The sequence below is a fragment of the Aromatoleum sp. genome, from assembly GCF_035254505.1.
Classification (GTDB): Bacteria; Pseudomonadota; Gammaproteobacteria; order Burkholderiales; family Rhodocyclaceae; genus Aromatoleum.
In genome coordinates, this window is record NZ_DATFAO010000082.1 from 1 (window position 1) to 12,110 (window position 12,110).

At 64.6% G+C, this 12,110-nt stretch carries 11 protein-coding genes and 1 tRNA gene; 7 read left to right on the top strand and 5 right to left on the bottom strand.

The genetic code is table 11. The annotated features are described in order from the left end of the window. Positions 1 to 682, top strand: a 682-nt coding sequence (locus VJ673_RS16435) for an ATP-binding cassette domain-containing protein (RefSeq protein WP_324127226.1), incomplete at its 5' end; no start/stop codon positions are given. A gap of 107 nt (positions 683 to 789) precedes the next feature. Beyond that, positions 790 to 1,761, top strand: coding sequence for an MBL fold metallo-hydrolase (locus VJ673_RS16440; RefSeq protein ID WP_324127227.1), 972 nt, complete (start codon positions 790 to 792; stop codon positions 1,759 to 1,761). Between the two features lie 76 nt (positions 1,762 to 1,837). Here VJ673_RS16440 and VJ673_RS16445 read toward each other — a convergent pair whose 3' ends face one another. The 5 genes from VJ673_RS16445 to VJ673_RS16465 form a co-directional block, all read right to left on the bottom strand. After that, positions 1,838 to 3,136: a cation:proton antiporter gene (locus tag VJ673_RS16445; RefSeq protein WP_324127228.1), complete on the bottom strand. Its 1,299-nt coding sequence runs from the start codon at positions 3,134 to 3,136 to the stop codon at positions 1,838 to 1,840. Between the two features lie 61 nt (positions 3,137 to 3,197). Continuing rightward, positions 3,198 to 3,282 (bottom strand) — tRNA-Leu (locus VJ673_RS16450). A 61-nt stretch (positions 3,283 to 3,343) separates the two neighbouring features. Next, positions 3,344 to 4,417 (bottom strand): lipocalin-like domain-containing protein, encoded by a 1,074-nt coding sequence (locus tag VJ673_RS16455; RefSeq protein WP_414635669.1) that lies wholly within the window; start codon positions 4,415 to 4,417, stop codon positions 3,344 to 3,346. Continuing rightward, the gene (locus tag VJ673_RS16460) at positions 4,414 to 6,927 is read right to left on the bottom strand and encodes an FtsX-like permease family protein (protein WP_324127229.1); all 2,514 of its coding nucleotides are present in this window, start codon (positions 6,925 to 6,927) and stop codon (positions 4,414 to 4,416) included. Before VJ673_RS16460 ends, VJ673_RS16455 begins: the two co-directional genes overlap by 4 nt. Beyond that, positions 6,924 to 7,613: an ABC transporter ATP-binding protein gene (locus tag VJ673_RS16465; RefSeq protein ID WP_414635670.1), complete on the bottom strand. Its 690-nt coding sequence runs from the start codon at positions 7,611 to 7,613 to the stop codon at positions 6,924 to 6,926. Before VJ673_RS16465 ends, VJ673_RS16460 begins: the two co-directional genes overlap by 4 nt. A gap of 302 nt (positions 7,614 to 7,915) precedes the next feature. Between VJ673_RS16465 and VJ673_RS16470 the strand changes: the two genes are divergently transcribed. From VJ673_RS16470 to VJ673_RS16490, 5 genes are all read left to right on the top strand, one after another. Beyond that, the gene (locus tag VJ673_RS16470) at positions 7,916 to 8,803 is read left to right on the top strand and encodes an ABC transporter substrate-binding protein (RefSeq protein WP_324127230.1); all 888 of its coding nucleotides are present in this window, start codon (positions 7,916 to 7,918) and stop codon (positions 8,801 to 8,803) included. Positions 8,804 to 8,805: 2 nt separating this feature from the next. Next, positions 8,806 to 10,170 carry a sensor domain-containing diguanylate cyclase gene (locus tag VJ673_RS16475; protein WP_324127231.1) on the top strand — a complete coding sequence of 455 codons (1,365 nt, stop codon included), beginning with the start codon at positions 8,806 to 8,808 and terminating at the stop codon, positions 10,168 to 10,170. Between the two features lie 65 nt (positions 10,171 to 10,235). After that, entirely contained in the window at positions 10,236 to 11,069 is an 834-nt protein-coding gene (gene hpnC / locus VJ673_RS16480; RefSeq protein WP_324127232.1) for a squalene synthase HpnC, read from the top strand. Beyond that, positions 11,066 to 11,899: a presqualene diphosphate synthase HpnD gene (hpnD, locus tag VJ673_RS16485; RefSeq protein WP_324127233.1), complete on the top strand. Its 834-nt coding sequence runs from the start codon at positions 11,066 to 11,068 to the stop codon at positions 11,897 to 11,899. The genes hpnC and hpnD overlap by 4 nt, the downstream gene beginning before the upstream one ends. 29 nt (positions 11,900 to 11,928) lie before the next feature. Beyond that, positions 11,929 to 12,110 (top strand): FAD-dependent oxidoreductase (locus VJ673_RS16490; protein ID WP_324127234.1); only part of this gene is annotated, 182 nt, incomplete at its 3' end.

Below are 12,110 nucleotides of genomic sequence, written 5' to 3' on the forward strand. Positions count from 1 at the left end.
CTCCAAGGCCTTCGGCGACAAGCTGCTGATGGACAACGTGAGTTTCAGCATCCCGCCCGGTGCGATCGTCGGGGTGATCGGCCCCAACGGTGCGGGCAAGTCGACGCTCTTCAAGATGATCGAAGGCCGCGACAAGCCGGATTCGGGCGACATCACGGTCGGCTCGACGGTAAAGATCGCCGCCGTCGACCAGTCGCGGGAAGGGCTCGCGAACGACAAGACGGTTTTCGAGGCGATTTCGGATGGTGCGGACGTGCTGACCGTCGGCCGCTTCGAAATGCCGAGCCGCGCGTATATCGGCCGCTTCAACTTCAAGGGCGGCGACCAGCAGAAGATCGTCGGTAACCTTTCCGGCGGCGAGCGCGGGCGCCTACATCTGGCGAAAACGCTGATCTCCGGCGGCAACGTACTGCTGCTCGATGAACCGTCCAACGACCTCGACGTCGAAACGCTGCGGGCGCTCGAAGATGCGCTGCTGGAGTTCGCCGGCTGCGCACTGATCATCAGCCACGACCGTTGGTTTCTCGACCGTATCTGCACGCACATCCTGGCGGCGGAAGGCGAGTCCCAGTGGACCTTCTTCGCGGGCAACTATCAGGAATACGAAGAGGACAAGCGCAAGCGGCTGGGTGAGGAAGGCGCCAAGCCGAAACGCATCCGCTACAAGCCGATCAGCCGCTGAGCCCCTCGCTGTACTGCGCACCGGCGATTTTTTGCACGGTGCGCAGTCCTATGCGAACATCAATAACGTCGTCGCCTCGCTCGCCTCTCTGACAGGAGATCTCCCCCATGTTCAAGAAACTCACGCCAATCCTTGCCGTGAGCGCAGCTCTGCTGGCCCTCATGCCGGCCGCACCGGCAATCGCCGAAGTGCCGATGGTCAAGTCCCAGGTACCCGGTTATTACCGCATGATGGTCGGCCAGTTCGAAGTCACGGCACTCTTCGATGGCGCAATCGAACTCGACGTCAAGCTGCTGCGTAACACCAAGCCTGATGAACTGAAATGGCGCCTCGCCCGCCACTTCGTCGGCAACCCGAAGATGCAGACGGCGGTCAATGCCTACCTCATCAATACGGGAAAGAACCTGGTCCTCGTCGATGCCGGAGCGGCTGGCTTTTTCGGGCCCGGACTCGGAAACATCATCAGCAACATGAAGGCCTCGGGTTATGACCCGTCCCAGGTCGATACAGTCGTCGTGACTCACATGCACGGGGATCACATCGGCGGCCTCGCCGACGCGAACTCGCAGGCGGCGTTCCCGAACGCCGTCGTGCATGTCTCGCAAGCGGACAACGACTACTGGCTGTCCGAAAAGAATGCGGCGGGCGCGCCAGCAGACGTGCAGGGCCTCTTCAAAATGGCGCGCGACATCGCGGGCATCTACCAGTCGCACGGGAAATGGAAGACGTTTTCTGACGGCAGCGAACTTGTGCCGGGCATCCGCGCAGTCAAGGCAAATGGGCATACACCCGGTCACACGGCCTTTTCCGTCGAATCAGCTGACCAGAAGCTACTGATCTGGGGCGACGTCATTCACGCGCATGGCGTGCAGTTCTCGCAGCCGGAGGTGTCGATCGAGTTCGACGTGGATCAGGACCAGGCCGTCGCAACTCGCCGTTCCCTGCTTTATGCGATGGCGACCAGCAAGACATTGGTCGCCGGCATGCACCTGCCCTTCCCCGGCCTTGGCCACGTGCGCGCCGATGCAAAGGGCGTTTACAGTTGGGTGCCGATCGAGTACTCGCCGTTGCCCAAGTAAACGCGGCTTCCGGCCGAATCGTCGTACTTTCTCCTGCTTGGGCGTGTCGCGGATGCGTGACACGCCCAAGTCACGTCTAGCGCGGAGAGTCGCTCCAAAATTTCTCCATCACGGGCTTCACGCTGATCCCATGGCACACGATCGACAACGTGACGACGATCAGCGTGAGGTGGATGAGTTCCAGCGCGAGCTTTTCCGGCAAGCCGTGCTGGATCGAGTACATCAGGTAGTAGAGCGAGCCGATCCCTCGCACGCCAAACCACCCCACAAGCGCCCGCAATTTCCAGGGCGTGCGGGTTCCCGCCAAACCGACCATGACGCTGACCGGTCGGGCGATCAGAAACAGGAAAAGCGACAAACCGACGGCTCGCCAGCTCCACGAGTTGATGAACAAGGTCCCGCCTACCAAGAGAATGAGCACGAGTTCGGACAACCGCTCGAGGTGCTCCTTGAAGATCAGTGATTCCTCACTCACCGCCTGCACGGCCGCCCCGCTTTCGCCTTCGGCCGCTTCCGCATCGCGATCGAAGCGCAGACGATCCGGGGTGTCTTCCTGCCCGCCCGACAATTTACGCTCGGTCTGACGCAAGGCCACGGCGGCGAAGAACACCGCAAGGAATCCCCAAGTGTTGAGCCCGACGCTTGCACCGTAGACGACGCCAATCAGTCCGAGGCCGAGGAAGTCATCGAGCAACTCGTGCCGGGTGCCGAGATTCCTGATCCGATGCGCGACATGCGCGAGCAGGACCCCGCCGACAAACCCGATGCCGATGCCGCCGACTGTCGCCCATAGGACATCGACCATCGCCCAGCGTATGCCGTCCTCGCCGATATCATGCAGCCCCAGGAGCCCAAGCCCGAGCATCACGAAGGGAAAGGCGCTGCCGTCGTTCATGCCGGCTTCGCAAGTCAGGGTGAAGCGCAGGCGATCACGTTCTCCGGGATGGCGGATCTGCACGTCGGTCGCGAGCACGGGATCGGTCGGGGCGACGATCGCACCAAGCAGAATTGCGGCACCAAGCGGCAGTTCCAGCACAAACACCGCGAACACCGCGACGAGCCCCACGGTGAGGATCATCGAAACGAAGGCCAGCAGGATCGGCGTGCGCCATCTCGCAAGGCTCAAAGGAACCGGCATCTTCACGCCCGCCGCATACAGCGAGATCAACGCGGCACCTTCGGTCAGTACCTCCAGGAGCGCCGACTCTTTCAGCGGGTTGAAATGGAAGAGATGCAGGCAGGTCGGCCCGACCAGCAGCCCGACAGCAAGATAGATGATCGCCGAGGTGACGGGCAATCGCCGGAGAGGAGACCACGTCAGTCCCATCGCCAGGAAAAGACAACCCAGCAGCAGGAACCACTGCGCATTGCTCATCGCGTTCTTATTGAGATATAGAGCAGGAGAAGGTAATTGCGCGGCGCAATTGCCTTGTCTTTGGTGCCCAGGAAGGGACTCGAACCCCCACGCCTTGCGGCGCCAGAACCTAAATCTGGTGCGTCTACCAATTTCGCCACCTGGGCCCAGCTTCTCCCCGATACCGGGGGCCGCCCTTGCGGCAGCGGGGCGGATTATACACGTCCCTTACATCCGCAGTCGCCCTACGTAGCCGGTCATTTCGAGATATCCCCGTCCGACTTCACGTTCACCCTCATAGACCCGAACCGCTCCTTCCCAATACACGGCGCCGGTGGAGCGGGGGCTGTCAAGCTCTTGGTCGTCCATCAGCGGCTCGATCCTGAACGTCCGGCCGGCCACCTCGACGTTCCATGCGACAGGATAATCGGCGCCGGTGCGCGGGGATCGCCAACGGCGGACGGGCACAAAACGCACCTTGTCGGGCCCGAGCGCCGCCGGCACACCTCGTGCCGGCGCCAGTGTCGCGGCGGCCCAGAGGGGTGCCCCATCCTTGCCGCGCATGCGGAACGCCATCAGCGAGCTGCCGTCGTGCAGATTCACCCCTATCCAATCCCAGCCGCTGGCATTGACGGGCAGGTATTCGCTGGACCATTCGTGGTCCAGCCATGCACGCCCGGTGACCTCATGCGGCTTGCCGCGCAGGCGCAAGGTCCCGGTGACTGCGAGTTGCGGACGACTGTAGTAATGGCTGGCATTCCGCGGATCGGGGGCCTTCTGGCTAAATCCGTTCTTGCCGTTGGGAACAGGCGGGCCCGACGGCGCGAGTTTTAGATCGAACTCGAAGGAATCGGCCTGGGCACGAGCGCGGTAGTTGCCGTCGTCGAGCACGAGTTCCCATGAGCCGCTCCAGGCGTGGGTGTTTCCCTCGCTGGCCCCTGCGAGCGGATCCATCGCCCGCTCGCTCCGTTCGTCGTGCAGGAGGTGGCCCTCGGTCGGATCCGCGACGGCCGCGTGGGCAAGGACGAGTTGACGCGGCGCGAACCGCGAGGGGTTGTCCTCGCCGGCGCGCGTCCGCACGCGGAAGAAGGTGAGCTGAAAGCCCCGCTCCTTGCGCTGCTCGTCGAGCAGCCACCCCGTCACGTACCACCACTCCGTGCGGTACTCGGGGTGCGCGCCGAAGTCTTTCGGGAACTGCAAGGGCCGATCCGGATGCACGACGGCGTAACCCGCAGATGCGGCGCCCACGATCTGGGCGAGCAGCAGCGCCCAGATCGCGATGAATGCGCGCACGGTGTTCACCAGTCCTCCCGCACCGCAAGAACCGCGGACTGATGCATTGCGTGCCGGCCCGACAGCCGGGCAGCAAGGGCTGCGAGCGTGATCAGGACGCAGGCGAACGCCGCGAGGCCAACGAAAGGGATGCGAATATCCATGCTCCAGTGGAAACTCTGGCGGTTGACGACCTCTATGAGCACTACCGACACCGCGGCTCCCGCGGCGAGTCCGACCACGGAACCGACTGCCGCGGTCATGGCCCCCTCAATTGCGAGGAGCCGACCGATATCGCGGCGGGTCAAGCCCAGGTGGCGCAGCATCCCAAACTCCCTGCGGCGAGCCGACGCAAGCGCGGCGAAACTGGCGCTGACGCCGAAAAGACCGATGACGACCGCAACCGCTTCCATCAGGTAGGTGACGAGAAACGTGCGGTCGAAGATGGCGAGGCTTCGGTCGCGAATCTCGCGCGGAACGGCAATATCGACGGCCCGATCGCCTGTTGCGGCACGCACCTCCGCGGCGACGGCATCGGGCGATGCGCCGCGCCGCAACCAGATCCCCAGATCGTTCGCCGAGAAGTCTGACGTCAGACGGCGGTAGTCGTCGAGTTCGATGACGAAGGCGCCATACTGACGCGCATAGTCGCGCCAGACGCCGGCGACACGGCACGGCACAGGCTTACCGGCGATGGGAATCAGGGGTTCGTCGCCGATGTCGAGCGAAAATATCGCGGCCATTGCTTCCGAAATCCAGATGGGCACCTTTTCCGGCAGCTTCCCCTCGCGATCTTCGGTGCTGACCAGCGGCAAGATCTTCCCGCCATCGACCGGTCGCGCAATGAGCGTGACCGGGGAGTGGGTGGCGTCGAGGCGGATGCTGTCGAAACGCACGGGTCGCAGGGTCTCGACACCGTCGAGCTGCGCGACCCGGGCAATCAGCGCCTCGTCCAGGTAACCGCTGTTTGCACCTCGCGAAGCGCTGACATACAGATCGGCCGGCAAGACGACGCCCAGCCATGCGTCCAGCGAATGCCGGAAGGAGGTCACCATGATGCCCATTGCCGCCGCAAGTGCGACGCTCGCGACCACTCCGGCGGCTGCAACGACCGCCTGCCCCGGCGCTGCCCCGAGCCTCGCGCGCGCGAGCCGGACCGTCGCACTTCGCCCCGGCGGCCACGCGCGGTGTATGGACGATGCGATGGCCGGAAGAACCAGAATTGCCGCTGCAAGGATCGCAGCGACGGCGCCATAGCCGAATACCGGCACACCGCTCACGGGCGGCAGCACGCACAGTCCCAAGGCCACAGTCGCGAGGACCAGCGCCAGGAAGGCCCCCGTCCTGACATGGAAGCCTCCCGAATCGGCGCCCGCTCGCAGCCCGCTCGCGGGATTCACGCGGGCGGCGTCCCGAGCCGGCCCCCATGCTCCGGCAAGACCTGCGAGCACTCCTGCAACCAGGTACGCGATTGCCGCCAAAGGCTCGAATCGCAGCGTGGGCGCGAGGCCCTCGAAATAGCCGGCGCCCAGATCGCCGCCGAACAGCCCGATTGCAAGGCGCGCCAGGACATGACCGAGTGCGATTCCAAGGACACCGCCCGCAAGCCCGAGCACGGCGCCTTCGACAAGGATTCCCAGCATGAGCTCCCGCCGCGTCAGTCCCATTGCGCGCAGGAACGCGAACTCCTGGACCCGCCGGGCGACGGCCAGCCGCTGTGACGAGAAGACGAGGAAGGCGCCGGTGACGAGCGCGATGGCGGCGAGCATCGTCAGATTCACCCGGTAGGCGCGTGAAAGCGCGACCGCCTGGGACTCCGCGAGCTCGGGCGTCAGGATCTCGACCCCGGGCGGCAGCATGGCCTTCAGCACCGTCCGCATGTCGTCCGGATCGGTGCGGGATCGCATCCGCAAGTCGATGCGGGAGATTCTTCCGATGTGGTCGAAGACCTGCTGCATCGCGGCGATGTCCATTACGCCGAACGGCTGATTCGCCGGTGCGGCGGGCACGCCTCCTGCGATCCGCAGCGTGCGCTCGACCGTTCCCGACTGGACGCGCAAGGTGGCTCCAGTCTCCAGCCCCAACGCTGTACGCGCCGGGGTGGTGAGAAACAGCGCATCCGGCGCGAACAACGCGAATTCGCCGCCCTCCCCGCCCGTGGCTTCGGGCTTCGGCTGGAACGCTGCGTGCAGCCGATAAGCGCGCAGCACGTCGACGCCGAACACCCGCAAGCTCTGCGTGCGGCCCGGGAGGCGCACTTCGAGCTCCAGCACCGGCGCGATGTCCGCGACCTGCGGCAAGCGGGCGATTTCTGCGTAGAGGCGGTCGTCGAATCCGGTCCTGGGCCCTGTCAATTGCAGGTCGACCGCTCCGGCAAGACTGCGCAGCCCGCGACCGAACTCGTCGAGCGCCGCATCGTGAATCAACTGCACAGCCAGGCCGAGCGCGACGCCGAGGGCGATCGCGAGCAGCGACAATGCGGTCGCGAACCGGCTGTAACGCAGGCTCGCCAGGAAGAGATGGCGCAGAACGGGCTTCACGCTACGACCGCCTGCTCCGTGAGTCCACGACTGCTCAGGCGCAGAACGCGGTCCGCACGGCGTGCCGCGGCGGCCGAGTGCGTGACGATGATCCCCATCGCGTCGGCGCTACGAATGCGCTCAAGCAGCAGATCGAGAATATCGGCGGCACGCTCGGGATCGAGGTTGCCGGTCGGCTCGTCAGCAAGGACGAGGAGCGGGCGATGCACCAGCGCGCGCGCGATCGCAACCCGCTGGAGCTCACCGCCGGAAAGGTGGCGCGGCCAGTCGTCCCCGCGGCCGCCGAGCCCGACCCGCTCGATCATCTCTACTGCCTGACGCGCGGCCTCAGCCTCATTCGTGTCGAGCAGCCATAGGGGCAACGCGACGTTTTGCGCCACGGTCAGGTGCGGCAGCACGTGAAAGGCCTGGAACACGAAGCCGAAAAACTTCCGCCGCAGCCGTGCAAAACCGGCTTCGTCGAGCGCAGTCAGTTCGACGTCATCGAGCCGGATCACGCCCCCATCCACCGGCTCCAGCCCGGCGATGCAGTTGAGCAAGGTCGACTTTCCGACGCCTGACTCGCCCATGATTGCGACGCATTCGCCCTTGTGCAACTCAAGCGAGACGTCGGCGAAGAGGGCGCGTGATCCGGCTTGGGTTACGGACTTCTCGTGACATTTCGTTACGGCACTAATCTCCAGCACTGTGTCTCCCGTTATTGGATCAAGATATGCCGAAAGCGCTTCCATCTGGACTCGCCGGCCGGATTCCCGCTCTCAAAATGAGACCCCACTATGCCGATCAATTTTGCAAGGAGACTATCCTCGCCGAATGAAATCTTTGCAATTATCGAGAAAAAACATCCATTTTCGGGAATAATCCACCCCCCGGGGCAACTGATCTTCGCTGGATCGTTTCGTCCCGGACCGCCGCACGCGCATGCAGCCGGAGTCGGCCGTACTTCGACCGGGATATGTTGAAAAAGATTTCCTGCCTCTTCGCCCTCGTGTTCTGGCTGGCCCTCTGCGGTCTGCCGGTCGGCGCGTCGGCGATCGAAGCAGCGATCGTCTTGTCGAAACATAATGAGCCCCAAGCGGCCTTCCTCACAGCACTGCGTTCGGCCCTCCCGCAGCCCGGCGCGATCCGTGTTCGTGAGGCTGGAACAGTCGGCGAAAGCTATGACGAAGCCGTCCTGGCGCGTGCCGACGTCATCATTGCCGTGGGTGCCGAAGCGGCGAACCAAATGGCCGAACGGTCGGGAGCGCCGATTCTCGCGGTGCTCATTTCGACCCAAAATCTACGCGCGCTGCAGATTCGCTACCCGCGCGCGAGGATTGGCGGGATCGTCCTCGACCAACCATTGCTGCGCCACTTCCGCCTAGTTCGCACCGCCATGCCCTCCGCTGAACGCGTGGGCATCCTTCTTGGACCGCAGTCGGCTCCGCTGCGCTCCGCGCTGCAGGACGCGGCCATCCGTGCCGGCTTCAAGCCCAACTTCGAACAGATCGGCGACAGCGACGCGCTCCTGCCAGCACTCGAACGCCTGCTGGACGCCTCGGACCTCATCCTGGCGGTTCCCGACTCCCTCGCCTACACCCCCAACACCGCCCGGCCGATCTTGCTGACGACTTATCGCTACCGCAAACCGGTATTCGGCTATTCCCAGGCCTACGTGACGGCGGGCGCGCTCGCCGGCGTGTTCAGCGCGCCCGAGGACGTCGCGCGTCAGACGGCGGAATGGCTGGCGCAACAGGGGACCGGACGGATAGACCTGCCGCCCGCGGAGTCACCGCGCTACTTCTCGGTGGGCGTGAACCGCCATGTCGCACGAGCGCTGAGCATAACGATCAGCGACGAGTCGACGCTCGCCGACGGCATCGAAAGGCGGAAGTAGCCGTGAAGATACTGAACCGCCTTCCGCTGCATGACAGGCTTCTGCTGGTCGCCCTGCTGCCGATGGCGGTCCTCGCATCGCTCGTGACCACCGTCGTCGTCTACCGCGGCACCCGAATGCTCGATGAGGCGCTGCAGACCCACGGTGACGCCATCATCAGCTTTCTCGCGCCGGCGGCGGAATATGGTGTCATCGCGGGCAATCGCGAAGCGCTCGATGCGCTCCTGCAGGCGGCCACTGAGCAGCGCGACGTCAGCGCCGCCGCTCTCTACGATGATGGCGGAAACCTGCTCGCCAGCAAGGGACGGATCCGCGTGCTGGCCCCCGCCGAACTGCGCGCGCTGCAGCGTGGGACAGTCCGGGGAGGAGCGCCTGACTTCGTGGTCATGGTCGCGCCGATCGAGGCAGTCAACGTGGCGATCGACGATGTCTTTGCGGACGCATCGACTGGACGGGTCCAGCAACCGATCGGCTGGGTCCACATCGAGCTGGACGCGCGGCCGTCCGCCCACGAAAAAAACACGATCATCGCGGCTGCGCTTGCGATGCTCGCCTTCGGGCTTTCGCTATCCGGACTGCTGGCACTGCGTCTGGCCCGCTCGGTCTCCCGGCCGGTCAAGGCCCTCGTCGAAGGCGTCAGGCGGATGAAGGCGGGCGACCTCGACGTCGAAATTGCCGAACGCGCCAACAATCCCGAACTCTCCGCGCTGGAAAAAGGCTTCAATGCGATGGCGCGGGCGATTTCCGAGAATCACCGTACGATGCAGTCCCGCATCGACGACGCGACGGCCCAGCTCGCCTACCAGGCGGCGCACGATCCGCTCACCGGTCTGCCGAACCGACGCGTCTTCGAACAACGGATCGAAGAGTGCGTCGCCGCGTCGCGGCGGCGTGCCGGTGACCACGGCGCGCTGTGCTTCATCGACCTCGATCGCTTCAAGATCGTCAACGACTCCTGCGGTCACGCTGCCGGTGACGAACTGCTGATGCGCATCGCGGAGCTGATCCAGTCACGCATTCGCGAACAGGACACGCTGTGCCGCGTGGGCGGAGACGAGTTCGCGCTGATCCTGCGCGGCTGTTCGCGGGACGATGCATTGCGGCTGGCCAAAGAGCTGTGCGAAAGCGTTGCGGACTACCGATTCGAGTGGCACGGCCACACTTTCTCGATCGGTGCAAGTATTGGCATTACCTACATCGACGGCAGGCAGTCGGATCCGGCCGAGATCCTGATTGCTGCCGACACCGCCTGCTACCAAGCGAAGCGCGACGGGCGCAATTGTGTCGTCGAATCGGGCGCGCCCACTGGGAATCCGGACAACGCCGATCCCGGTCTCCCTTCCGACGACGAAATCATGGACGACTGAATCGCCTTCCGACTGCGCAGTAACGACGGCCTGCAATGTGCTATCGCGTATACTGCGCCGCGCCCATGCCCGTCGATCATTACGAGAACTTCCCCGTCGCCTCGCTGTTGCTGCCACCTCGCCTGCGCGAGCCGGTGGAAGCCATCTATGCGTTTGCGCGCAGCGCGGACGACGTCGCCGATGAAGGCGACGCGTCGCCGGTCGCGCGGCTGGCCCGTCTCAACGACTATCGGAACGAACTCAATGCGCTCGGGCGCGGCGAGGCTCCGCGAGATCCGTCCCTCGCCCGCATGTTCACGCGGCTTGCCGTAGCGATCCGCGAGCACGCACTGCCGCTGCAATGCTTCCGGGACCTGCTCGATGCCTTCAGCCAGGACGTCGGGAAGACCCGTTACGCAAACTTTGATGAACTCTGCGACTACTGCCGCCGCTCCGCGGACCCCGTCGGCCGGCTGATGCTGCACCTATACGGGGCCGCCACGGCCGAGAATCTGCGGCGTTCGGATCTGATCTGCACGAGCCTGCAGTTGATCAACTTCTGGCAGGACGTCGCTGTCGACTGGCAAAAGCACCGCATTTACGTCCCGCTCGATGATATGCAGCGGTTGGGCGTGACCGAAGCGCACGTCGAAGCCGCGCTCTGCGATGATGCGTGGCGCGCCCTGATGGCGTTCCAGGTCCACCGGGCGCGCGCGATGATGCTCGACGGCGCATCGCTCGCACGCGACCTGCCCGGCCGCATCGGCTGGGAACTGCGCCTCGTCGTGCTCGGCGGCCTGCGCATTCTCGAACGCATCGAGGCGGTGCGTTTCGACGTTTTTCGGCGGCGCCCGACCCTGACAAAATCCGACTGGCCGCGACTCGTGTGGCGCGCGCTGAACTACAAAGGTATCCGATGAATCCCCACGATTACTGCCAGGACAAAGCTGCCAAGAGCGGCTCAAGCTTCTACTACAGCTTCCTCTTCCTTCCGCCCGAGCGGCGGCAGGCCATCATCGCGCTCTATGCCTTGTGTCGCGAGGTTGATGATGTCGTCGACGAATGCCACGACGTGCAGGTTGCACAGACCAAGCTCGAATGGTGGCGCAAAGAGATCGGCCGCACCTACGGCGGGCAGCCGACGCATCCGGTCGGACTGGCATTGAAGGACGTCATCGGACGCTTCAACCTCCCGCAGGAGCAGCTGCTCGAAATCATCGACGGCATGGAAATGGATCTGACGCAGACCCGTTACCTCGACTTCAAGGGCCTGCAGCTCTACTGCTATCGGGTCGCTAGCGTCGTCGGACTGCTCGCCGCGGAGATCTTCGGCTATCAGGACCGACAAACGCTGAAGTATGCGCACGATCTCGGGATGGCCTTCCAGCTCACGAACATCATCCGCGACGTCGGCGAGGACGCGCGGCGCGGCCGCATCTACCTGCCGATCGAGGATCTGCAGCGGTTCAACGTACCGGCCAAGCAAATCATGGACGCGCGCCACGACGACAACTTCGTCCAGCTGATGCGCTTCCAGGCCCAGCGCGCGCAACAGTACTACGATCAGGCTTTCGCGCACCTGCCGCCCGGCGACCGCAAGACCCAGCGGCCGGGCCTCGTGATGGCCGCGATCTACCGCACCCTCCTGCGCGAAATCGAACGCGACGGCTTTCTGGTGCTCGACCGCCGCACGTCGCTGACTCCGATCCGCAAGCTCTGGCTCGCCGGGTCGACCTGGCTGCGGGCGTAAGGCTCAACGGGGCTGCGGGGGGTAATCGCGTGAGTCAGCACGTTGCGGTGATTGGCGCAGGATATGCCGGGCTCGCCTGCGCGGTGGAACTGGCACGACGGCGCGTACAGGTCACTGTCTTCGATCGATCGCACACGCTCGGCGGGCGCGCACGGGTCGTCAACAAGGACGGCTGGCGTGTCGACAACGGTCAGCACATCCTGCTCGGCGC

Excerpts from the sequence above, each read along its gene's own strand:
- VJ673_RS16445 (WP_324127228.1), bottom strand. The coding sequence starts at position 3,136 with ATGAGCAATGCGCAGTGGTTCCTGCTGCTGGGTTGTCTTTTCCTGGCG.
- VJ673_RS16440 (WP_324127227.1), top strand. The coding sequence starts at position 790 with ATGTTCAAGAAACTCACGCCAATCCTTGCCGTGAGCGCAGCTCTGCTG.
- hpnD (WP_324127233.1), top strand. The coding sequence starts at position 11,066 with ATGAATCCCCACGATTACTGCCAGGACAAAGCTGCCAAGAGCGGCTCA.
- hpnC (WP_324127232.1), top strand. The coding sequence starts at position 10,236 with ATGCCCGTCGATCATTACGAGAACTTCCCCGTCGCCTCGCTGTTGCTG.